Here is a 21204-nt window from a genome sequence, read left to right on the forward strand (position 1 = left end):
GGCCGAGCAGCACCGACAGGTGGCCGGTGGCCGCGGCGGTGGGCCCGGCGGCCCCGGTGGTGGACCCGGGGGCCCGGGCAGTGGACCCGGCGGGCCCGGCGGCCGCGGCGGTGGGCCCGGGGGGCCGGCTTCTGTGCCCGGGGTGCCGAACTTCCTCTGCGACTTCCTGCTCGACACCACCCGCGCCGCCGCGAACATGATCCGCACCCGGACCCTCGACCGCTTCCCGAACCTCTCGGTGCTCCTCCCGCACGGCGGCGGCTTCCTCCCGCAGATCGCGACCCGCATGGAGGCCTTCGCGTACGCCTTCGACCCGCCCGTCGAGCCCGCCGCGGTACGGGACCACCTGCACCGCTTCTACTACGACACCGCCGGCCCGCTGTCCCCGGCCGGCACCCTGCTGGCCACCGTGGACCCCGACCGGATCCTGTTCGGCAGCGACTGGCCGGCCTGCCCGGCCGGGGTGATCACGGACCTGGCCGTCCCCGCCCTGGCCGCCGACCCGGCACTGACCGTGCGCCAGCGCCGGGGCATCAACCGGGAGAACGCGCTGCGTCTGATGCCGGGCCTGGTCCGCGTCTGACGCCCCGACCGGCCGCACCGGGCCGCAGCGGGCCGCGCCGCCCCGCTGCGGTCCCGGGCGGGCCAGGGCCCGTCAGCGGCGCAGCAGCGTCACCACCGCCGCCCCGCCCAGCCCGATGTTGTGGGCCAGGCCCGTCCGGGCGGCGGGGACCTGCCGCGCCCCGGCCTCGCCGCGCAGCTGCCACACCAGTTCCGCCGCCTGCGCGAGCCCCGTCGCCCCCAGCGGGTGTCCCTTGGAGATCAGACCGCCCGAGGGGTTGACCACCCAGCGGCCGCCGTACGTGGTGGCGCCGCTCTCGACGAGCTTGCCGGAGGCCCCGTCCGCGCACATGCCGAGGGCCTCGTACGTCAGCAGCTCGTTCACCGAGAAGCAGTCGTGCAGCTCCACGACGTCGACGTCCTCGATGCCGAGCCCCGAGTCCTCGTAGACCCGGCGGGCGGCCGCCGCCGTCATCGGCTTGCCGACCACGTCGATGCAGGAGCCGCCGAAGCTCTCCTCGGTGTCCGTCGTCATGGCCTGCGCGACGATCTCCACGGCCTTGTCGTGCAGCCCGTGCGCGACGACGAACCGCTCCGAGACCACGAGCGCGGCGGCCGCGCCGTCGGAGGTGGGCGAGCACTGGAGCCTGGTCAGCGGATCGTGGATGGTCTTGGCGGCGAGGACCTCCTCCACCGTGTACACGTCCTGGAACTGCGCGTTCGGGTTGTTCGCGGAGTGCCGGTGGTTCTTGGCGCCGACCGCGGCGAGCTGCGCGGGGGTGGTCCCGTACCGCTCCATGTGCTCGCGGGCTGCGTTGCCGAAGATCTGCGCGGTGGGCGGGGACATCTCGAAGCCGTGCGCGGCGGCCATGATCCCGTAGTGCCGGGCGACCGGCGAGGTCGTGAAGTCGCCCCCGTCCGCCCCGCCCCCCAGCGCGCCGCGCTTCATCTTCTCGAAGCCGACCGCGAGCACGCAGTCGCTGATCCCGCCCTGTACGAACTGGCGGGCCATCATCAGGGCCGTCGAGCCGGTCGCGCAGTTGTTGTTGACGTTGTAGACCGGGACCCCGCTCAGGCCCAGTTCGTACGCCGCCCGCTGGCCGGCCGTGGAGGGCTGGAAGCAGTAGCCCACCGGCACCTGCTCGACCAGCCCGTAGTCCACGCCCGCGTCGGCGAGCGCCGCGCCGCCCGCCTCCCTGACCATGTCCCAGTACTGCCAGTCCCGTGACTCAGGCTTCTCGAACCTCGTCATGCCGACGCCCACGATGTACGACTTCATCTGCGCTGACTCCTAGTCCCTGGGAAGGCCGAGGATCCGCTCGGCGACGACGTTGAGCTGGACCTGCGTGGTGCCCCCGGCGATGGTCAGGCAGCGCGACATCAGCATCCCGTGCACCGCCCGCTCCCCAGCCCCCTCCCGCACCGCACCGGCCGGGCCCAGCAGTTCGAGCGCGAGCTCGGCGGTCCGCTGCTGGTGGGGGGTCTGCACGAGCTTGCGTACGGAGGCGCCCGCGCCCGGCTCCAGCCCGGACACCTGCTGGAGCGTGGTGCGCAGCCCGATGCAGGCGAGGGCGTGCGCCTCGGCGGCGAGCGCGCCGATCCGGACCCCGTAGGAGGCGTCGAGGCCGGCGGAGCGGGCGATCAGCGCCTCCACTCCGGTACCGAAGGTCATCTGGTCGGCCATGTGGACGCGTTCGTTGCCGAGGGTGTTGCGGGCGGCCTTCCAGCCTTCGTCGGCCGCTCCGACCAGGGCGTCCGGCGGCAGCAGGACGTCCTCGAACCAGACCTCGTTGAAGAGGGAGTCGCCGGTGATCTCCTTCAGGGGGCGGATCCCGATCCCCGGGGTGTTCTTCATGTCGACCACGAAGTAGCCGAGCCCGCGGTGCTTGGGCGCCTGCGGATCGGTGCGGGCGAGGAGGATCCCGAAGTCGGCGGTGTGCGCGGAACTCGTCCACACCTTCTGCCCGTTGATCCTCCATGAGCCGTCACCGGTCCGTTCGGCCCGGGTGCGCAGGGAGGCCAGGTCGGAGCCGGCGCCCGGCTCGGAGAAGAGCTGGCACCAGGTGGTGTCCCCGCGCAGGGTGGGCAGGACGTACGCCTCGCGCTGCTCCTCGCTGCCGAAGGCGATCAGCGAGGGCACGATCCAGGTGGCGATCCCCAGATCGGCGACCCTGACCCCGGCCTCCTCCAGCTCCTGCTGGATCACGATCTGCTCGGCGGGTCCGGCTCCGCGCCCGTACGGCGGCGGGAGGTGGGGGGCCGCGTAGCCGGTGGGCGCGAGGACCCGGCGGGCGGCGGCCGGGTCGAGGCCGCGCGCGGCCCCGATGGCGGCGCGGGCCTCCGCGCGGTGCGCCTCGGCCTCCACGGGGAGTTCCAGACGCAGCTCGCGCCGGGCTCCGTCGGCGGCGAGGCGGACCGCGCGCAGCCGGTGGGTGTCGCCGGGGCCCAGGAGCTGGCGGGCGACGAGGGCGCGGCGCAGGTGGATGTGCGCGTCGTGCTCCCAGGTGAAGCCGATGCCGCCGAGGATCTGGACGCAGTCCTTGGCGCAGGACCAGGCGGCGTCGAGGGCGGTACCGGCGGCGAGGGCGGCGACCAGCGAGCGCACGCCGGGCTCCTCGTCGAGGCTGCCCGCGGCGTCCCAGGCGAGGGCGCGGGCCTGTTCGAGGCGGACCAGCATGTCGGCGCAGAGGTGCTTGACGGCCTGGAACCGTCCGATGGGCCGGCCGAACTGCTCGCGGGTCTTCGCGTACTCGGCGGCCGTGTGGACCGCCCAGGCGGCGGTGCCGCAGGCGTCGGCGGCGAAGAGCACGCAGGCCGTGTCCCGCACCAGGGCCTCGTCCAGTTCCAGGAGCCGCCCGGCCGGGACGGCCAGGTCCCGCGCCCGGACCTCGGCGGTGGGCCGGGTCGGGTCGGCGCTCTCGTGCGGCCGGACCTCCAGATCGGAGGCGTCCACGGCGAACCACCGGACCCCTCCGGCGCCCTCGGCGGCTTCGGTCCCTCCGGCGCCCTCGGCCGCGAGCAGCACCAGCTCCGCCTCGCCCGCGCCCAGCACGGGCGGCGCGACCCCGTCCAGCCGCCACCCGCCGCCCTCGACGGCGACGGCGGTGACCCCGCCGGGCCCGAGGGCGACCGCCCCGACCCGCCCGTCGAGCGGCCGCGCCCCCGCCCGGTCCAGGAGTACGGAGGCCAGCGCACTCGGCAGGAAGGCCCCGGGCAGCGCCGCCCGGGCGGCCTCCTCCACGACGACGGCCAGATCCAGCAGGGTCCCGCCCTCCAGATGGGGGGTGGCCAGCCCCTGCGCGTGCATGGCGTCCCAGTAGCCGGGCCGCGCCCCGGCCTGGGGCGGTGCGTCGAGCAGCTTGCGCACCGCCTCGGGCGGCACCGCCCGCGCCACCCAGCCGCGCACGGCGTCGGCCAACTCCCTCTGCTCCTGCGTGATTCCGATGCCCATGCGCGGCAGATTAGAACACGTTTCAATCTGACGGAAGGTCAGATGCGGGTGTTCTTCCCCGGGTGGGAGCCGGTTGCGTCGGCGGGGGAAGCCGGGGTGCTCCGCTGACGGCGCTGCGGCGGCCGGAGGGTGAGGAGGCCGACTGCTTCTTCTGCGGAGGAGGGCGGCAACGTCGTCAGCGAGCCCTGGCGGCAGGCGGACGGCGAGCTCCGGCACCGGATGGTCTGCCCGGCCTGCGGAACGGGCGACCAGCGCTGCGTGCGGAGGCCGCCCGGCGGGGGGCGAGGGCGCCGCTCAGCGGGCCGACGCCGGGGTGAGGGCGAGGGCGGCCCGGGCGGTGTCCTTCACCTGCGGCCGGCAGGCGTCGGGGGACTGCCCGCCGTTGAGCCATACCGTCACCATGACGTTCCCGTCGCGGACGACGAGCTGGCAGGCCCCGTTCCAGAACGCCTCGTCACCGATGCCGGGTTCGCCCCCGCCGTCGGTCATGGCCTCGGCGTAGCGCTTCCGCTGTTCTTCCGTCCCGCTGCGGCCGCGCCCGCTGAGCTCCAGGTCCCAGTCCACGGACGCGTACGCCGCCCTGTCCTGTGACCAGCCGCAACTGGTGATCGCGCCCGAGGCGGTCTCGGAGTGGACGTCCTTGGAGGAATCGCGCGCCCGCTGGAGGAGCGGGAGGAGCGGGGCGGCCGTCGGGCAGTCCGCCAGGGCCGTGTACTTGTCCTTCACCTCGACCGTGCCCGGGTCCTCCGGCCCGGACCGCGCCCAGGTGGTCCCCCATGCCCCGAGACCGACGGCCGCGAGCACCCCGACGGCGGCGAGGAGCGCGGCACGGGGCGGGCGGGCCCAGGACCGCGCCGGCTCCGCCTCCGGTCCGGCGGGGGCCGCCGCCGCGGTCACGCCACCGGCCACCCCGGCCCCACGCCCGGGCCCGACCCGGCGCTCCGGCTCGGGCCGCCGTTCCGGTCCGGGCCGGTGCTGCGACTCCGCCCGGTGCTGCGGCTCCTGGCGGTGCTGCGGCTCGGGCGCTTGCGCGCGTCCGGCCTCGTGTCGGAGCCCTGCCGCCTGCTCCGTTTCGGCCGCCGGCCCGGGCGCGGCCCCGTGCGGGGGACCGGCCGACGGTCCCGGTGCGGCCGCCGGCCCGGGCGCGGCCCCGTGCGGGGGCCGACCCTCCAGCCGGGGATCCGGAATCCTCGCACGCGCATCCGGCTCGGTCGGCGTGGCGGCTCGCTCCGGCCCTGCCTGCGGGGCCCGGGCCGTCGGCCGGCGCCCCGGGGCGGCGTCGGCTCCGCCGCCCAGCAGGCGGTCGATGGCCGCCCCCTGGGCGGCGATCAGGTCGTGCACCGCCGGCGGCCACGGCAGGCGGCCGGCCGGGGGGACCGGGCCGATGAGCCGCAGCAGCTCCGCCGGAGTGGGGCGGGCGGCCGGGACCTTGGCCAGGCACCGGGCGACCAGCGGACGCAACCCCGCCGGGACGGCCGACAGTTCCGGTTCGCCGTGGACCAGGTTGAACAGGGTCCGGAGGGTCGAGTCCGCCGCGAACGGGCTGCTCCCCGTGGCCGCCAGGGCCAGCACCGAGCCCAGCGAGAACAGGTCGCTGGCCGGGGTCAGTTCCCCGCCCTCGGCCTGCTCCGGTGACATGAAGGCCGGGGAGCCGATCACCAGGCCGGTCCGGGTCAGCTGGGTGTCCATCCCGCTCTCGGCGGCCCGCGCGATGCCCAGGTCGATCACCCGGACGCCGTCCTGGGTGAGCAGCACGTTCTCCGGCTTGAGGTCGCGGTGGATCAGGCCCGCCCGGTGGATCTCCGTCAGGGCCGTCACCAGTCCGGCCGCGAGACGCCGTACGGTCTCCTCCGGCAGCGCGCCCAGCTCCGCGACCGCCGTGCCCAGCGAAGGCCCGGGGACGAACACGGAGGCCAGCCACGGCGTCGGCGCGTCCACGTCGGCGTCCATCACGGCCGCCGTATAGGCCCCGGAGACCTTCTGCGACGCGGTGACCTCGCGCCGGAAGCGGGCGCGGAAGTCGTGGTCGGCGGCCAGCCCGGCGTGCACCTGCTTGACCGCGACCAGCCGTCCGTCGGGCGCCGCGGCCAGCAGTACCCGGCCCATGCCGCCCTGCCCGAGTACGCCGAGCACCCGGTAGGGCCCCACCCGCTCCGGATCCGACGACCCGATGGCCTCCATACCCGCCCCGCCCTCCCACCCAGAGCGCCGACCGGCCTGGTCCGGCCCGGTCCGGCCGCTCATGGCAGGGAAGATCATACGACCGGCCAACTCGCCTTGTGCGGCAGCCGGATCACCGAGCGGGAGGCTCCGCGTACCGGGCGGCGAGCGCCCCCACCGCGTCCGCCACCGCCGCCCGCAGCTCCGGCGGCCCGAGCACCTCCGCCTCCGGTCCCAGCCGCAGCAGGTCCCCGACCGCCACGGCCCGGGACTCCACCGCCAGTTCCACCTCCACCCAGCCCTCTCCGTCCGGCTCCCCGGCCCCCTCCAGGGCCCGCACGCCCGGTGCGCCGAACTGCATGGGCAGCAGCCGGCGGGCGCGCGGCGAGATGCGCAGCCGGGCCGTCTCCCGGTGCAGGGCCGCCTCCAGACGGCGGGAGGACTCCGCCCAGTGCGCGGCCAGGTCGAAGCCGTCGGGCCGCTCGAAGGTCCCGCCCGTCTCCGCGACCGCCAGCAGCCGCGACACCCGGTAGGTGCGCGGGCTCCCGTCCGCCCCCGCGACCAGGTACCAGATGCCGCCCTTGAGGACGATCCCCAGCGGACGCAGCTCCCGCCCCCGCAGCTCGCCCGACCAGCGCCGGTACTCCACCCGCAGCGTGCGCTGCTCCCACACCGCCCGGGCCACCGCCGCCAGGTGCGGGACGGGGTCGGCGTCCCGGAACCAGGCCGGGGCGTCCAGGTGGAAGCGGTCCTGCACCAGCCGGGCCCGTTCCGCCAGCGCGGCGGGCAGGGCGGCCTCCAGTTTCAGCCGGGCGGTGGCCACCACCGCGCCCAGGCCCAGGTCCCGGGCGGGGCCGGGCGCCCCGGCCAGGAAGAGGGAGCCGGCCTCGGCGTCGGTGAGGCCGGTCAGCCGGGTGCGGTAGCCGTCCACCAGGCGGTAGCCGCCCGCGGGCCCCCGGTCGGCCCGGACGGGCACACCGGCGGCGCCGAGCGCCTCGACGTCCCGGTACACCGTGCGGACGGACACCTCCAGCTCGGCGGCGAGTTCGGGGGCGGTCATCCCCCCGCGGTTCTGGAGCAGCAGGAGGAGGGAGAGGAGCCGGTCGGCGCGCATGCGCCCATTCTCGGCGCCGTACCTGACAGAAGGTGTCAGGTATCCCGCCGAGGCTGGTCACCGCACGAGCAGCAGCCCCGTCCCCGGAAGGACACCCATGCCTGCGCACCACGTCACCGGCCACTTCACCTACGCCAGTTGGGAGGAGCACGCCGCGGGCCCGGACGGCGCCCTGCCCAGGATCGCCCGGGCCTCGGTCGTGAACTCCTTCTCCGGCGGCATCGAGGCCGCCGGCACGGTGTGCACGTACGCCATCGCCTACCTCACGGCCACCACCGGCACGTTCACCGGCCTGCAACTGCTCACCGGCGCCCTCGACGGCCGCCGGGGCGGCTTCGCGGTCGAGGAGCGGGGCACGTTCGAGGAGGACGGCACGACCCGGTGCGCCTTCGAGGTGGTCCCCGGCTCGGGCAGCGGCGCGCTGGCGGGCCTGCGCGGCAGCGGCGGCTTCGTCCACCGGCAGGGCGAGGCGTCCGTCCCCTACACCTTCGCCTACGAGCTGCACTGAGACCCCGCCATGGTGCCCTACCGGGCAGTAGGGCACCATGGGCCGCCACACCCGCGGCGCACCCGTGCCGCACCCCGCCGCACCGCTCACGCCGGAGGACCAGCCATGGCCGCCACCCCCAAGCCGGAGACCCTCGCCGCCTTCGAGGCCGCCAAGGGGTTCATGCCCGTCGGCGAGGGCCTCGCGCTCCACGAGGCGGCCTCCGCCGCGGCAGCGCTCGGGCTGCCGCTGCTGGAGGTCGGCACCTACTGCGGCCGCTCCACGATCCTGCTGGCCGACGCCGCCCGCGAGGCGGGGGTGCCCGCGATCACCGTCGACCACCACCGCGGCAGCGAGGAGCAGCAGCCCGGCTGGGAGTACCACGACCCGACGGTGGTGGACCCGGAGGTCGGCCTGATGGACACCCTCCCCACCTTCCGCCGCACCCTCCACCGGGCCGGCCTGGAGGAGCACGTCATCGCCGTCGTGGGCCGCTCCCCCCAGGTCGCGGCGGCCTGGGGCGGCAAGCTCGGCTTCGTGTTCATCGACGGCGGGCACACCGACGAGCACGCCACGAACGACTACGAGGGCTGGGCCCCGCACCTGGCGGTCGGCGGCACCCTGGTCATCCACGACGTCTTCCCCGACCCGGCCGACGGCGGCCAGGCGCCGTACCGCATCTACCTGCGGGCCCTGGCCTCCGGCGCCTTCGAGGAGGTCTCGGTGACGGACTCCCTCCGTGTCCTGCGCCGCACCGGCGAGGGGATCTGACTCCCGCCCCCCACGGCAGCCCCGCCGGACCGACAATCGGACCACGCCCTCGGATGGCGCAGGATGCGTACGCGCACCGGCGGGGCGTTCTAGCATCGCGACGTGCGCTACGACGACAGCCCCCCGCCGCCCGAGTCCGCCTCCTCCATCAGCCCCGACCGGCCCTGGTTCGCGCGCCGGCCCGCCCTCGTGGTGGCGCTCGCCGCGCTGGCGCCGGCCTGCCTGGCGGGCTGGGTGCTGACCCAGGTGCTGGGCGGCGGCCCGGGCTCCGACGCCCCGCAGCCGGCGGGGGCGAAGCTCGCCGCCTCGTCCCCGGCGGCCGCCGCGGACGCCAAGGCCAGCGCCGCCCCGAGCGCCCCGCCCGCCTCCCCGGCGGCGGCCCCCGCCAAGGGACCGCTGGCCGGCCGGACGGTGGTCATCGACCCCGGACACAACACCGGGAACTTCAAGCACGGCCGCGAGATCGACCAGCAGGTGGACATCGGGACCAACCGCAAGGAGTGCGACACCACCGGCACCACCACCAACTCGGGTTACATGGAAGCCGAGTTCTCCCTCGACGTCTCCCACCGGGCGCGCGCCCTGCTGGAGGCCAAGGGCGCCAAGGTGGTCCTCACCCACGACGGGGAGCGGCCCTGGGGCCCCTGCATCGACGAGCGGGCCCGGATCGGCAACCAGGCCGCGGCCGACGCCGTCGTCTCCGTCCACGCCGACGGCGCCTCCGCGGGCAACCGGGGCTTCCACGTCATCCTCCCCGCCCGGGTCAAGGGCGGCGCGGCCGACACCGCGAAGATCGTCGGCCCCTCCCGCGACCTGGGCGAGCGCATCGCCTCCAACTTCGCCCGCGCCACCGGCTCCTCCCCCGCCAACTACCTCGGCAGCGGTACGGGCTTGGTCGTCCGCGACGATCTGGGCGGGCTCAATCTCTCGACCCGGCCCAAGGTGTTCATCGAATGCGGCAACATGCGTGACGACAAGGACGCGGCGCAGCTGATGAGTCCGGAGTGGCGGCAGAAGGCGGCCCAGGGCATCGCGGACGGCATCACCGGCTTCCTCGGCGGGTAGTCCTCCCGGGCAGGCCCCCCGCCGCCCCGGTCCTCCCGGTCAGGGAAACCTCCGTACCATGGGGGCGCCCGATCCGCCCTGCCAGACCGAGAAGGACACCTCAGACGTGAACATCCGCTCCCTCACACGAGGCGACGGCGTGGTGATCGGAGCAGCGGCGCTGCTGTTCATCGCCTCGTTCCTCGATTTCTACTCCGTGACCGGCGCCGACCTCCCGAGTGCGTGGGACACCGACACCTACCGGCTGGTCCTCCCGGCCGTCTTCCTGACCGCTTTCATCGCGGCGGGGCTGCTGATCGCGGCACGCTTCCAGCCCGAGGGCCGCAAGGTCGGGGGGCTGACCCTGACGGCGTGGGGCACGGCGCTGGCCGTGGCCGCCGCCTGGAACGGCCTGTGGTCGCTGATCACCACTCCCGCCCGGGCCGACCTCGGCGCCGGCTGCATCCTCGCCTTCCTCGCCGTGGTCGCCCTGGCCGGGACGGCCATCGCCGGCCCGAAGATCCCCGCGCTCGCCGGGCCGCTCCTGCCGGAGCCCAAGCCCGTCACCGCCCCGCCGTACGGGGGCCAGCCCGGCACCGGCTACGGCTACCCGGGCGGCCAGCAGCCGCAGGGCTACGGGGCCACCCCGCAGCCGGCCCCGCCGTACGGGGGCTCCCCGCAGGACTCCGCGGGCGCCGGGTTCCCGGCCGCGGAGTTCACGCCGTTCTGGTTCGCGGTGCCCGTGGCCCGGCCGCTGTTCGCCGAGGACGGCTCGCCCAGCCCGATCGCGGAACTCGCCCCGGGCACCTGGTACCTGGCCGTCGACCAGCGCGGCCCGTCCACGCTGATCGCCCAGACCCAGGACGGCCGCCGCGGCGTCCTGAACGACACCTCGGGCATCCAGCGCGGCTGACCCCGCGCGTGCGCCACCGTACGGCCCCCCGCCCCACCGGCGGGGGGCCGTCGCACTTCCCGGCGGGGCCCGCGTGCCCTACAGTCGCCCGGACGGATTGTCTGACGCCTCGTCAGATCAGGTACCGCGGAGGGAACCGCACATGCGCCTGGGACTCGCACTCGGCTACTGGGGCCGCGGACCCGGCCCGTCCCACCTCGACCTCGCCACCGAGGCCGAACGGCTGGGCTACGACTCGGTGTGGACCGCCGAGGCCTGGGGCTCGGACGCCTTCACCCCGCTCACCTGGATCGCCGCGCACACCTCCCGCATCCGCCTGGGCACCGCCATCGCCCAGATGGCGGCCCGCACCCCCACCGCCACCGCCATGCACGCCCTCACCCTGGACCACCTCTCCGGCGGCCGGATGATGCTGGGGCTGGGCCTGTCCGGACCGCAGGTGGTGGAGGGCTGGTACGGGCGCCCCTTCCCCGCGAGCCCGCTCACCGCCACCCGCGAGTACGTCGACGTCGTCCGCCAGGTGCTGCGCCGCGAGGGCCCCGTCGCCCTGGACGGCCGCTTCCACTCCCACCCGTACCGGGGGGCGGACGGCACCGGCCTCGGCAAGCCCCTGAAGCCCATCACCCACCCGCTGCGCGCGGACCTCCCGCTGCTGCTGGGCGCGGAGGGGCCGAAGAACATCGCCCAGACCACCCGGATAGCCGACGGGTGGCTGCCCCTGTACTGGTCCCCCACCCGCACGGACGTCTACCGGGCCTCCCTCGCCGACCTCCCCGAGGGGTTCATGATCGCGCCGATGGCCCGGGCCCACGTCTGCGACGACGTCGCCGAGGGGCTGCTGCCGGTCAAGGCCATGCTGGGCTTCTACATCGGCGGCATGGGCCACGCGGCCCGCAACTTCCACGCCGACCTGATGGCCCGCATGGGGTACGCGGACGAGGCCCGGCGGATCCAGGAGCTGTTCCTGGCCGGGCGCCGGCAGGAGGCGGTGCTCGCCGTCCCGGACGCCTTCGCCGACGAGATCTCCCTGGTCGGCCCGCGCGAACGGATCGCGGAGCGGCTGGAACTGTGGCGCGGCGGCCCCGTCACCGACCTCCTCGTCACCGCCCCGGACCCGCGCACCCTCCGGGTCCTGGCGGACCTGAACGGCTAGCCGGCACGGCCGGGGCCGTGCCGGGTCGTGCCGTGCCGTACCGCCGCTGGTCCGGTGGTCAGCCTCCGAGCTGGGAGAGGCTCGGCACCTGGTCGGTCACCGGGGCGCCCGCGCTCTTGCCGGCCTCCTTCACCCCGCTGATCACGTTCTCGAAGGAGCTGATGTCGGCGTCACCCGCCTGGCCCTTGCGCAGCTTGGTGGCCAGGTTCTTGAGGGAGTCGATACCCGCCGTCAGCGGGACCACGGCCTTCGACAGCAGCGGGTCGCCCTGGGCGTTCTCGGCCGCCGCCTTCAGCCGGTTGTACGCGAAGGCGCCCGCGAGGCCCGCCTTGATCAGCGCGAAGGTACGGCCCTTCGCGCCCTTCTTGAACTTGCCCGCCCGGTACGGCTTGATGATCCACTGGTAGGTGGCCCCCGCCGCGAGGCCGGCGTTGGCGACGAAACGCGTCTTGGCGAACTTCTGCCGCTCCGCCGACGTACTCGGCTCGGGCGTCGCAGCGGCCAGCGCGTCGGCCTCGGCCGCATCCGGCTCCGCCACCGCGAGGGCGGCCAGCTCCGCGGCCGTCGCGGCCGACGAGGCCTCCTCGCGCCGGCCCCGGTCCCCACCGGATCCGCACGCGGTGGCGCCGACCAGCAGCGAGGTGGACAGGACCAGGGCCGTCACGGCGCGACGGAATCGGATGGTGGGGGGTACGCGCACGGTTGCCTCCGGGGACTGAGGTGTCCCCCGCAGCCTCACCCGGCCGCCGCCGCCCCGCCAGTCGGGCCACCCGTTCGGATCCGGCGGGGGCAGGACGTCGAGCCGTACGGGTTTCAACCGTGCGGGAGCGGCAAGACGCCCGGCATGTACGGAGACCGCATCGCAGGACGCCACCGGGCCGGCTGGTCGGCCGGCCGGTTCGTGGCGCTGGCAGCCGACATCGTGGCGCTGATCATCATCGTCTGGATCGTGCTCGACCTGCTGGACGCGAACCGCTCCAACGACGTGGTCCAGTGGTTCCACGACGCGGCGACCTGGCTGGCCGGCTGGTCGCTCGACATCTTCCACCTCAGCCGTCACTGGGCCCAGGTGATCGTCGGTTACGGCGTGGCCGCCGTGGTCTACCTGGTGGCGGGCCACGCCCTGGCCCGCCTCCTCCAGCGCGTCTGAACCGGGCGGGTGGCCGGCGGCGGGTCCGTCGCCCCGCCGCCCGTCCGGCCGCCGGTTACGCGCAGCAGCCCGGGTCCAGCCCCGCCGGGAGCCGTTCGCCGCCGAAGACGGCCGTGGTGGCCTCCTCGCCGCCCAGCGCGGCCACCGCCAGCAGCAGCGAGCCCGCCGTCCAGGTCGTCTGCTCCACGGGCCACACCGCCCGGTCCTCGAAGACGTACCCCGTCCAGTACATGCCGTTGTCGGCGCGCAGGTGGCCGATCGAGCGCAGGATCTCCAGCGCCCGGTCCGACTCCCCCATCACCCACAGCGTGAGCGCCAGCTCGCAGGACTCGCCGCCCGTCACCCACGGGTTCGGCAGCACGCACCGCACCCCCAGGTCAGGGACGACGAACTCGTCCCAGCGCCCCTCGACGCGCGCCGTGGCCTCCTCACCCGTCAGGGCTCCGCCCAGCACCGGGTAGTACCAGTCCATCGAGTAGCGGGACTTGTCCAGGAACCGCTCCGGGTGCCGGCGTATCGCGTGCCCCAGCGCGCCCGCCGCCAGCTCCCAGTCCGGCTGGGCGTCACCGCGGTGGTCGGCGATGGCCAGGGCGCAGCGCAGCGCCTGGTGGATGGAGGAGGAGCCGGTCAGCAGGGCGTCGGTGACGGCCGTGCCGTCCGCCTCGCGCTTCCAGCCGATCTCGCCGCCGGGCTGCTGGAGGCCGAGGACGAACTCGACGGCCGCCACGACCGCCGGCCACATCCGGTCGAGGAAGGTGTCGTCGCCCGTGGCGAGGTAGTGGTGCCAGACGCCGACGGCGATGTACGCGACGAAGTTGGACTCCCGTCCCGCGTCCTGCGGTTCGGCGGTGTCCACCCCGTCGGGCCGGTCCGCGTAGGCGGCGTACCAGGAGCCGTCCGGGTTCTGGTGGCGGGCCAGCCAGGCGTAGGCCCGTTCCGCCGCCTCGTGCTCGCCGGCCGTGTCCAGGGCCATCGCGGCCTCGGTGTGGTCCCACGGATCGAGGTGGTGGCCCCGGAACCACGGTATGGCCCCGTCCGCCCGCTGCACGGCGAGTATCCCCTCGACCGTGCGGGCCGCCTGTTCGGCGGTCAGCACGCCCTCCAGGACGAGGTGTTCGGGTACGGTGCGCCCCGGCGAGCTCACTGGGCGGAGCCGGCGGCGCCGGCGGCTTCGACGGGGAGGTGCGGCTTGGTCGCGTAGGCCACGAAGCTCTTGCCGATGAGCGGGTTGAGGGCCTGCTCGGCGAGGCGGGTGGCCAGCGGCTTCTTCATGATGTCCCAGACCAGGAGCTTGTGGTACGCCTTGACCGGCAGCGCCTTGTCGTTGTCGACGCCGAAGGCGCACTTGAGCCACCAGTACGGGGAGTGCAGGCCGTGCGCGTGGTGGGTGCCGTACGGCTTGAGGCCCGCGGCCTCCATCTTGCCGAGCAGCTCGTCCGCCTTGTAGATGCGGATGTGCCCGCCCTCGACCTCGTGGTAGGCGTCGGACAGTGCCCAGCAGATCTTCTCCGGACCGTAACGCGGGACGGTGACCGCGATGCGGCCGCCGGGCTTGAGCACGCGCACCATCTCGGCGAGGACGCCCTTGTCGTCCGGGATGTGCTCCATCACCTCGGAGATGATGACGACGTCGAAGGACTCGTCGGGGAAGGGCAGCGCCAGGGCGTCGCCCTCCATGGCGGTGGCGGTGGCGCCGGCGGGGGCCTCACCGGCCTCCTTCATGGCGGCGAACCACTTGGCGACCTCGCGGATCTCCTCGCCGTTGCGGTCGACGGCGACGACCTGGGCGCCGCGCCGGTAGCACTCGAAGGCGTGCCGGCCTGCGCCGCAGCCCAGATCGAGCACACGGTCGCCGGCGGCGAGCGGGAACCGGGAGAAATCGACGGTCAGCACGGGGTCCTGCCTTCGCGGTCACGGGGTGAAAGGTGGTGCGGGTGGTGCGGGGTGGTGCGTGGTGCGGGGAGGTGCGGGGGCGTGTGCCTGCGGTGCTCGCCGTTCGGTGGTGCGCCGGTCACCGGGTCCGGGCGGCGGCGGCCCGCGCGATGGCGGCTCTGTAGTGCGCCGCGGTGCCCTCGGCGGCCTTGGCCCAGGTGAACCGGGCCAGCACCCGCTCCCGCCCGGCCGTACCGAGGCGGGCGCGCAGGCCGGCGTCGCCCAGCATCCGGCCCAGGGCCGCGGCCAGCGCCCCCGCGTCACCGGGCGGCACCGCCAGGCAGGTCTCCCCGTCCGGGCCGGCCACCTCGGGGATGGCGCCGCCGGTGGTGGCGACGAGCGGGGTGCCGGTGGCCATGGCCTCGGCCGCCGGGAGCGAGAAGCCCTCGTAGAGGGAGGGCACGCAGGCGACCTGGGCGCTGCGCACGAGGTCGACGAGCTCGGCGTCGGTGATGCCCTTGACGAAGCGGACCGAGCCCTGGAGGTCGTACTTCTCGATCGCACGGGCGACGGGGCCGCTCTCGGCGCGCTTGCCGACGACGACGAGGTGCGCGTCGGGCTGCTCGGTGCGCAGTTTGGCGAGGGCCTCGACGAGGTGGACGAGCCCCTTGAGGGGGACGTCGGCGCTGGAGGTGGTCACGATCCGCCCCGGGACCTCCGCGACGGAGGGGTCGGGCGACCAGAGGTCGGTGTCGGCTCCGATGTGGACGACGTGGATGCGGTCGTCGCGGACGCCGAGGTGCTCGGCGATCTCCTGCCGGGAGGACCCGGAGACCGTGAGGACGGAGGGCAGGCGGCGTGCGACGCGGCCCTGCATGCGCGTGAACGCGTACCAGCGGCGCACGGACGCCCGCTTCTTGCGGTCCTTCGCGGCGGCGAGGTCGAGCTTGCGGTCGACGGTGATGGGGTGGTGGATGGTCGTCACCAGTGGGGCGCCGAGGTCGCCGAGCAGGCCGTAGCCGAGGGTCTGGTTGTCGTGGATGACGTCGAACTCTCCGGCGCGCGCCCGGAGGTGGCGGCGCGCGCGGAGGGAGAAGGTCAGCGGCTCCGGGAAGCCGCCGGTCCACATCGTGGCGACCTCCAGGGCGTCGATCCAGTCCCGGTACTCGTCGCGCTTGGGGGTGCGGAACGGGTCGGGGCTGCGGTAGAGGTCCAGGCTCGGGAGTTCGGTGAGGGTGGCGCCGGTGTCGAGCACCGGGTAGGGCTGCGCGCCGATGACCTCGACGGAGTGTCCGAGCTTGGCGAGCTCGCGGGAGAGGTGGCGGACGTAGACGCCCTGGCCGCCGCAGAACGGGTTCCCCTTATAGGTGAGCAGTGCGATGCGCAACGGCCGTTCACCGTCGGTGGCGGAACCCGTGAGAGCCTCGAAAGGGCTCGTCACCATGGCCTCTGCGGTCACCCTCGGCCCCCTTCTCCCTGCATTGTCGCCGGAGCGTAACCGCTCGGATAATGTAGAACAAGTTTCAGACTTGATCCGTCGAAGAGCATTGAATCTACCGGCCGGAAACCCCACCGTAAGAGGCGGAGCAGGTGATTCGCGCCACGGCTCGGACGCCTGTCATCCTTGGTTACGGACCCATCCCGGAATCAGCCCCCGCAACGACACGGAACGCCAGGAACGGGACACATGACAGCGGAAGCGAAGGCCGTCACGGCACCGGCACCGGCCCCTGCCCCGACGGCCACGGCCGGCTCGGCGTCCCCTCCCCTGACGGAGCGCCAGGAGGCCCGGCGGCGCCGGATCCTGCACGCGAGCGCCCAGCTGGCCAGCCGGGGCGGCTTCGACGCCGTGCAGATGCGGGAGGTCGCGGAGTCCTCCCAGGTCGCGCTCGGCACGCTCTACCGGTACTTCCCGTCCAAGGTGCACCTGCTCGTCGCCACCATGCAGGACCAGCTCCAGCACATGCACACGACCCTGCGCAAGCGGCCCCCGGCGGGCGAGGAGCCGGCGGAGCGGGTCGCGGAGACCCTGATGCGGGCGTTCCGGGCGCTGCAGCGGGAGCCGCACCTGGCGGACGCCATGGTCCGCGCACTGACGTTCGCGGACCGCAGCGTCAGCCCGGAGGTGGACACGGTCTCCCGGCTGACGACGGCCATCATCCTCGACGCGATGGGCCTGGAGTCCCCGCCGACGGCAGAGCAGTTGTCGGCGGTCCGCGTCATCGAACACACCTGGCACTCGGCCCTGATCACCTGGCTGTCGGGGCGGGCGTCGATCGCGCAGGTGAAGATAGACATCGAGACGGTATGCCGTCTGATCGACCTGACGGCCCCGGAAAAGGCCTGATCGGGTTGTCGGGGGGCACGCTGTCTCCCCCTCGCGGGGTCCCGGCCGAGCGGTGATGGCCCACCCGCCTCCCTGCCCGCGGGCCGGCGGCTGGGGGCCGCTTCCCCGGGCGGCCGGGGCCGTATGAGCGCCCTCCGGGGCCGCGATGCGCGACGGATCGCTACGCGCTCCGACGTCTCGGATTGCGCAGGGCGCGAGCGCCGGGTCGAACCGGCCTGTGTCCGGGACGCGTCGGGGCGTGGGTTCACCACCGCCGTCGGCAACGTCGAGGCCGTCGGCTGGAGGGCTTGAGGCCCTGGGGTCAGGCCGGGGTGGGGCGGAGGAGGAGGGTGGCGAAGCCCCACGTGGCGCGGTAGGTGCGGAGCCATTCCGTGCGGCGGGTGGTGGCCCAGTCGAGGACCTGGGGGCTGTCCGGGTGGGTGGGGTGGTCCAGGGCCCAGTCGGCGAGGGTGCCCCAGTTGGACCATTCGTAGTCGTCCAGTTCCTGGCGGGTGCTGGTGTGGCCCTGGACGGGGGTCCAGCCGGCTGCGGTGATGCGGTCCACGGTGGTGGACAGGTCGGCGAAGTCGCCCAGCACTTCGATCGCTTCGGGGGTGGGGGTGCGCTCCCAGAAGCCGTCGCCGATCAGGACGCGGCCGCCGGGGGCGAGGTGGTCGCGGGCCGCCTCAAGGGTGGGGAGCAGCCCGCCGAGGGCGTGGGTGGAGCCGACGCAGAGGATCAGGTCGAAGGGGTGGGGGGAGGTGAAGTCCTCGGCCTTCTGGTGGTGGAGCGTCAGGCGGGCGTCGACGCCCAGGCGGACGGCCCTCTGACGGGCCTCCTCCAGGTCGCTCTCTGAGATGTCCACGCCCTCGGCGTGGACGTCCGGGTGCGTGGCCAGGGCGCGCAGGAGCCACTCCGCGCTGCCGCAGCCGAGGTCGAGGACGCGTTCGTCGCCGCGTGGGAGGGCCTTGGCGAGGAGGCTGCTGACGGAGTCGTCGTTCAGGGGGGACTTGATGGGGTGGTGGGTATGGGCCAGCTTCGAGATCTGTTCACGGTTCACCGGCGCAGCTTCGCAGCGGCCGAGATCGCCCGCATCTCGTTTTCGGCAGGGATCGTAGGCTCTGCGGATGATCGATGAAGCTCGGGTCTGGGACCGTTTCGCCGCACTGCTGCCGGACGCCGACGGCGATGAGGTGCGGGTGTGCTGGGCGGTGGGTGAGCAGGAGGCCGGCGTCGAGCACCTGGTGGACGCCCTGCTGCGGCACCGGGTGGCGATCGGTGAGGACACCCGGGCGGAGATATCCGTGGTGGCGGAGGGGTGGGGGATGCGGGCGGCCGTCGCCGGGCGGCTCGTGGCGTGCCCCGGGGACGGGCTCCCGGCGGAGCTGGAGCTGGTCGAGGGGGCGGACCTCGCCGTCGGCGTGCGCGATCCCGCGCTGGACGGGTTCCTCCTGATCCCGTGGATACGGTCCACGGGATCAGGGCGACTGCTCGTCCGGGCTCATGTGGAGGAGCCCTGGGGGGACCTTTCGCTCATTCCGGAGTACTACGGGGTCCTGGCGTCCGGGCAGGGGCCGGTGCTGCGTCTCTTCGAGTCGTTCTCCGCCCGGGAGGCGTTGGAGGAGCTGAGGCGGCTGCCCTGAGGCGTCAGGCGGCCACCTCGGTCTTCAGCATGCCGCGCAGTGCGTCGCGGAACTCCTGGGTGTCCTCCTCGCCGTGTACCGCGACCGCGTGCTGGACGGCCGCGTCCATGACCTCGTCTTCCTCACCGATGATGGTCAGGGTGCACCCGACCTCGCTCGGGTACTCCCTGCAGTCCATGACCTTGCGCATGACGCACCTCCTACTGGTCACCCCTTCCACGATCCTCCGATCGCGTCCGGGAGGAAAGCCGGGGCGCCGGTCAGGCGCCGCCCGGCTGGAGGACGCCGTTGACGGTGAGGCGGTAGGGGGCGGCGGCCCTGATCGTTTCGGTGGGTTCGTAGTGGTCGACGATCGCGAAAACCGTGGTGGCCCTGGTGCCGAGGAGGTGGCGCAGGCGGCTTTCGTCGAGGGTGGCGTGGTGGTCGGCGTCCAGGGGGACGTCGGCGGTCCAGGCGTGCTTGTGGTCGTCGGTGTAGGCGACGAGGCGCAGGCTGATGCCGGGGATCCGGTGGATCTGGTAGCTGCTGATCGTCTGCCAGCCGGTGAGGGTCGAGCCGTCGGAGACCGGCGTGGAGCCGGACCTGATGTTGTCGATCCACAGGCCGGGCTCGGTGAAGGAGCCGTCCGTCCGGTAGCGGAAGGCGACGAGCACGGTCTGGCCGGCGAGGTCGGAGAGGTCGATGCTCTGGTGGGTCCAGCCGCCCGAGTCGCCGTTGAAGCCGGGCAGCAGGGCCGCGATTCCGGCTTCGGCGTCGCTGTTCAGGGTGGTGGCCATGTCGGCGCTGCGGCGTGAGGTGAAGGTGGCGCCGCCGTCCGTGGAGACCTGGACCACGCCGAGGTCGTAGCCGGGCTCGATGTCCCAGCGCGCGTCGAAGGAGAGGGTGGGGTCGGTCGGGTCGACCGTGAGGGAGCGGACGATGCTGCGGTCCAGGTTGGCGGCGTCGTTCACGGGGCCCGAGGAGAGGGCGGGGTCTCCGGGGGCGTGGCCGTTCGGGTCGACGGTCCATTCCACCGGGGTCGCCGGGTAGTCCGCGGGCGAGTCGAAGGTCAGCGATCGGAGCGCGGCCGTGGTCAGGGGGCCCCCGGAGGCGTTGCGCAGGCGGACGAAGTCGGCGCCGTTGGAGGGGGCGCCGGGACGGGCGTAGGCGAACGGGGTGTCGAGGTTGACGGTGGAATGGAGGGGCTGCGCCCGGAAGCGGCGGGGGTCGGCGCCGGTGAGTTCGGCGCCGTCGTCGAGGATGGCGTCGAGGGCCGCGGTGGTGGACCAGTCGCGCAGGAGGGCGAACGGGCTGGTGTGGATCCCGTGCCGGGCGACGGTCTTGGCGAGGCGGTCGAAGCCGGAGCCGCCGCCTTCGTAGAGGAGGTCCCTGATGAAGTCCTGCCCGTAGCGTTCGGCCAGGGTGTGGATCATGACCTCGGAGGCTCCGTAGTCGCACAGCACGCTCTGGCCGGGGTCGCCCCAGAGGGTGAGGGAGTTCTCGGGGCCTCCGTTGCGGTCGCCGTAGGCGTCGGTGTAGCCGTCGGGAAAGGCGGCCTGCTGCCGGCCCTGGAAGCAGGCGATCTTGAGGTTCTTGAGGGCGTCCTGGGAGCGGTCGTCGTAGCCGACCAGCCATCGGGCCCATTCGGCGGTGCCTTCGACGGTCCAGTTGGCGCCGTTGGCGTCCTTCGCCCCGCTGTACCAGAGCACGTGGTTGTACTCGTGGGCGAGCAGGCCCTCGATGTAGTTCGGCATCGGGAAGCCCTCCCAGACGCGGCACGGGTCCGGGCCCAGGTTGGCCGGTCTGGCGCCCAGCATGGTCTTCCAGCCCGCAGCCTCGATGATGAGGATGTTGCGGTCGACCGCGTCGACGTCGCTGCCGAGGAATTCGCCGCCGGCCGCGATGTTGTCGACGAGGACGACGACGCGGTCGCCCTTGCCGCGCCAGGCGTCAGCCGGGATGCTCGGGTCGAGGAGTTCCGGTTTGGCGTGGCTGCCGTCGCGGGGCCGGGGGACCCCGAACACCTTGGCTTCGCGCGGGCGGATCACCTTCTCGAACTGTTCGCCCAGGTAGCGGAGCTGCGGGTCGGTGATCACGAGGTCGTCGGCGTTGGAGGTGGAGCAGTCCTCGGTGTCCACCGCCAGGTCACCGGTGGGGACCCAGAACTCGGCGTGCGGGCTGAGGGAGCGCAGTCGGAACTCCCGCAGCACGGTCTGGCCGGAGAAGTCGATGGTCGGCCAGGTGCGGAGCGTGCCGACCTTGGTCCCGCCGCCGTAGCGGCCGCCCTTCGCCTGCTGGGACAGGCGGGGGTGGTGGCGGTGCTTGTGGTGGACCGAGTGGTGGCGGTCGGGGCGGGGCCGGGGGGCGGCGGCCTGGGCCGGGGTGGGTGGGAGGGCCCAGGTCAGCAGGAGTGCGGTCAGGACCAGGGACCACCACGCGGCGCGTCGGCGCACGGTGGACGGGGCGGGCTGGCGCATCGGTCTTCTTCCGGAGAAGTGGATGATGCGACAAGTTAGCGAGAGGGGATATTTCATCCGGGCATGTCGGATGCGTGTCGGGCCGGAGCGGGTCGGCTCCGGC

The 21204-nt window shown here is 74.1% G+C and carries 20 protein-coding genes; 9 read left to right on the forward strand and 11 right to left on the reverse strand.

The genetic code is table 11. The annotated features are described in order from the left end of the window. Positions 1–142 precede the first annotated feature (142 nt). Positions 143–583 carry an amidohydrolase family protein gene (locus tag WDV06_RS26130; protein WP_395512225.1) on the forward strand — a complete coding sequence of 147 codons (441 nt, stop codon included), beginning with the start codon at positions 143–145 and terminating at the stop codon, positions 581–583. 72 nt (positions 584–655) lie between these two features. On the opposite strand, the gene WDV06_RS26135 is transcribed toward WDV06_RS26130, so the two are convergent. From WDV06_RS26135 to WDV06_RS26150, 4 genes are all read right to left on the reverse strand, one after another. Next, positions 656–1840 (reverse strand): lipid-transfer protein, encoded by a 1185-nt coding sequence (locus tag WDV06_RS26135; protein WP_395512226.1) that lies wholly within the window; start codon positions 1838–1840, stop codon positions 656–658. Positions 1841–1852: 12 nt separating this feature from the next. After that, positions 1853–4012, reverse strand: coding sequence for an acyl-CoA dehydrogenase (locus WDV06_RS26140; RefSeq protein ID WP_395512227.1), 2160 nt, complete (start codon positions 4010–4012; stop codon positions 1853–1855). 294 nt (positions 4013–4306) lie between these two features. Beyond that, the gene (locus WDV06_RS26145) at positions 4307–6193 is read right to left on the reverse strand and encodes a serine/threonine-protein kinase (RefSeq protein ID WP_395512228.1); all 1887 of its coding nucleotides are present in this window, start codon (positions 6191–6193) and stop codon (positions 4307–4309) included. A gap of 112 nt (positions 6194–6305) precedes the next feature. Next, complete coding sequence (locus tag WDV06_RS26150) at positions 6306–7286, reverse strand: helix-turn-helix transcriptional regulator (protein ID WP_395512229.1); 981 nt, start codon at positions 7284–7286, stop codon at positions 6306–6308. A gap of 97 nt (positions 7287–7383) precedes the next feature. Between WDV06_RS26150 and WDV06_RS26155 the strand changes: the two genes are divergently transcribed. The 5 genes from WDV06_RS26155 (at position 7384) to WDV06_RS26175 (ending at position 11654) form a co-directional block, all read left to right on the forward strand. Continuing rightward, positions 7384–7794, forward strand: coding sequence for a DUF3224 domain-containing protein (locus WDV06_RS26155; protein WP_395512230.1), 411 nt, complete (start codon positions 7384–7386; stop codon positions 7792–7794). A 105-nt stretch (positions 7795–7899) separates the two neighbouring features. Next, positions 7900–8544, forward strand: a complete 645-nt coding sequence (locus tag WDV06_RS26160) for a class I SAM-dependent methyltransferase (RefSeq protein ID WP_395512231.1) — start codon at positions 7900–7902, stop codon at positions 8542–8544. 102 nt (positions 8545–8646) lie between these two features. Further along, positions 8647–9609, forward strand: coding sequence for an N-acetylmuramoyl-L-alanine amidase (locus WDV06_RS26165; RefSeq protein WP_395512232.1), 963 nt, complete (start codon positions 8647–8649; stop codon positions 9607–9609). 106 nt (positions 9610–9715) lie between these two features. Beyond that, entirely contained in the window at positions 9716–10501 is a 786-nt protein-coding gene (locus WDV06_RS26170) for a hypothetical protein (protein WP_395512233.1), read from the forward strand. Positions 10502–10643: 142 nt separating this feature from the next. Continuing rightward, positions 10644–11654 carry an LLM class F420-dependent oxidoreductase gene (locus WDV06_RS26175; protein ID WP_395512234.1) on the forward strand — a complete coding sequence of 337 codons (1011 nt, stop codon included), beginning with the start codon at positions 10644–10646 and terminating at the stop codon, positions 11652–11654. Positions 11655–11712: 58 nt separating this feature from the next. On the opposite strand, the gene WDV06_RS26180 is transcribed toward WDV06_RS26175, so the two are convergent. Next, positions 11713–12318, reverse strand: a complete 606-nt coding sequence (locus tag WDV06_RS26180) for a hypothetical protein (RefSeq protein WP_395512235.1) — start codon at positions 12316–12318, stop codon at positions 11713–11715. Between the two features lie 180 nt (positions 12319–12498). Between WDV06_RS26180 and WDV06_RS26185 the strand changes: the two genes are divergently transcribed. Further along, entirely contained in the window at positions 12499–12804 is a 306-nt protein-coding gene (locus tag WDV06_RS26185) for a hypothetical protein (protein WP_395512236.1), read from the forward strand. A 55-nt stretch (positions 12805–12859) separates the two neighbouring features. Here the strand turns inward: WDV06_RS26185 and WDV06_RS26190 are convergent, their stop codons facing one another. The 3 genes from WDV06_RS26190 to WDV06_RS26200 form a co-directional block, all read right to left on the reverse strand. Next, positions 12860–13948: a prenyltransferase/squalene oxidase repeat-containing protein gene (locus WDV06_RS26190; RefSeq protein ID WP_395512237.1), complete on the reverse strand. Its 1089-nt coding sequence runs from the start codon at positions 13946–13948 to the stop codon at positions 12860–12862. Continuing rightward, positions 13945–14697 (reverse strand): class I SAM-dependent methyltransferase, encoded by a 753-nt coding sequence (locus tag WDV06_RS26195; RefSeq protein WP_395512238.1) that lies wholly within the window; start codon positions 14695–14697, stop codon positions 13945–13947. The genes WDV06_RS26190 and WDV06_RS26195 overlap by 4 nt, the downstream gene beginning before the upstream one ends. A gap of 118 nt (positions 14698–14815) precedes the next feature. Further along, entirely contained in the window at positions 14816–16135 is a 1320-nt protein-coding gene (locus WDV06_RS26200; RefSeq protein ID WP_395512239.1) for a glycosyltransferase family 4 protein, read from the reverse strand. 228 nt (positions 16136–16363) lie between these two features. Between WDV06_RS26200 and WDV06_RS26205 the strand changes: the two genes are divergently transcribed. Then, entirely contained in the window at positions 16364–17023 is a 660-nt protein-coding gene (locus WDV06_RS26205; protein ID WP_395512240.1) for a TetR family transcriptional regulator, read from the forward strand. A 301-nt stretch (positions 17024–17324) separates the two neighbouring features. Here the strand turns inward: WDV06_RS26205 and WDV06_RS26210 are convergent, their stop codons facing one another. Then, complete coding sequence (locus WDV06_RS26210) at positions 17325–18062, reverse strand: SAM-dependent methyltransferase (RefSeq protein WP_395512241.1); 738 nt, start codon at positions 18060–18062, stop codon at positions 17325–17327. A gap of 67 nt (positions 18063–18129) precedes the next feature. Here WDV06_RS26210 and WDV06_RS26215 point away from each other — a divergent pair, with 67 nt between their 5' ends. Next, positions 18130–18645 carry a hypothetical protein gene (locus tag WDV06_RS26215; protein ID WP_395512242.1) on the forward strand — a complete coding sequence of 172 codons (516 nt, stop codon included), beginning with the start codon at positions 18130–18132 and terminating at the stop codon, positions 18643–18645. Between the two features lie 4 nt (positions 18646–18649). On the opposite strand, the gene WDV06_RS26220 is transcribed toward WDV06_RS26215, so the two are convergent. Together WDV06_RS26220 and WDV06_RS26225 are read right to left on the reverse strand one after the other, a co-directional pair. Continuing rightward, positions 18650–18835 (reverse strand): DUF1059 domain-containing protein, encoded by a 186-nt coding sequence (locus WDV06_RS26220; protein WP_395512243.1) that lies wholly within the window; start codon positions 18833–18835, stop codon positions 18650–18652. Positions 18836–18905: 70 nt separating this feature from the next. Continuing rightward, positions 18906–21101, reverse strand: a complete 2196-nt coding sequence (locus WDV06_RS26225; protein ID WP_395512244.1) for a choice-of-anchor J domain-containing protein — start codon at positions 21099–21101, stop codon at positions 18906–18908. Positions 21102–21204 lie beyond the last annotated feature (103 nt).

The organism is Streptomyces racemochromogenes, from assembly GCF_044129415.1.
Taxonomy (GTDB): Bacteria; Actinomycetota; Actinomycetes; order Streptomycetales; family Streptomycetaceae; genus Streptomyces; species Streptomyces racemochromogenes_A.

Bases quoted from the DNA above. Each gene is read 5' to 3' on its own strand.
- WDV06_RS26135 (WP_395512226.1), bottom strand. From the start codon at position 1,840: ATGAAGTCGTACATCGTGGGCGTCGGCATGACGAGGTTCGAGAAGCCT.
- WDV06_RS26185 (WP_395512236.1), top strand. From the start codon at position 12,499: ATGTACGGAGACCGCATCGCAGGACGCCACCGGGCCGGCTGGTCGGCC.
- WDV06_RS26220 (WP_395512243.1), bottom strand. From the start codon at position 18,835: ATGCGCAAGGTCATGGACTGCAGGGAGTACCCGAGCGAGGTCGGGTGC.
- WDV06_RS26140 (WP_395512227.1), bottom strand. From the start codon at position 4,012: ATGGGCATCGGAATCACGCAGGAGCAGAGGGAGTTGGCCGACGCCGTG.
- WDV06_RS26160 (WP_395512231.1), top strand. From the start codon at position 7,900: ATGGCCGCCACCCCCAAGCCGGAGACCCTCGCCGCCTTCGAGGCCGCC.
- WDV06_RS26155 (WP_395512230.1), top strand. From the start codon at position 7,384: ATGCCTGCGCACCACGTCACCGGCCACTTCACCTACGCCAGTTGGGAG.
- WDV06_RS26205 (WP_395512240.1), top strand. From the start codon at position 16,364: ATGACAGCGGAAGCGAAGGCCGTCACGGCACCGGCACCGGCCCCTGCC.
- WDV06_RS26150 (WP_395512229.1), bottom strand. From the start codon at position 7,286: ATGCGCGCCGACCGGCTCCTCTCCCTCCTCCTGCTGCTCCAGAACCGC.
- WDV06_RS26175 (WP_395512234.1), top strand. From the start codon at position 10,644: ATGCGCCTGGGACTCGCACTCGGCTACTGGGGCCGCGGACCCGGCCCG.
- WDV06_RS26145 (WP_395512228.1), bottom strand. From the start codon at position 6,193: ATGGAGGCCATCGGGTCGTCGGATCCGGAGCGGGTGGGGCCCTACCGG.
- WDV06_RS26215 (WP_395512242.1), top strand. From the start codon at position 18,130: ATGATCGATGAAGCTCGGGTCTGGGACCGTTTCGCCGCACTGCTGCCG.
- WDV06_RS26225 (WP_395512244.1), bottom strand. From the start codon at position 21,101: ATGCGCCAGCCCGCCCCGTCCACCGTGCGCCGACGCGCCGCGTGGTGG.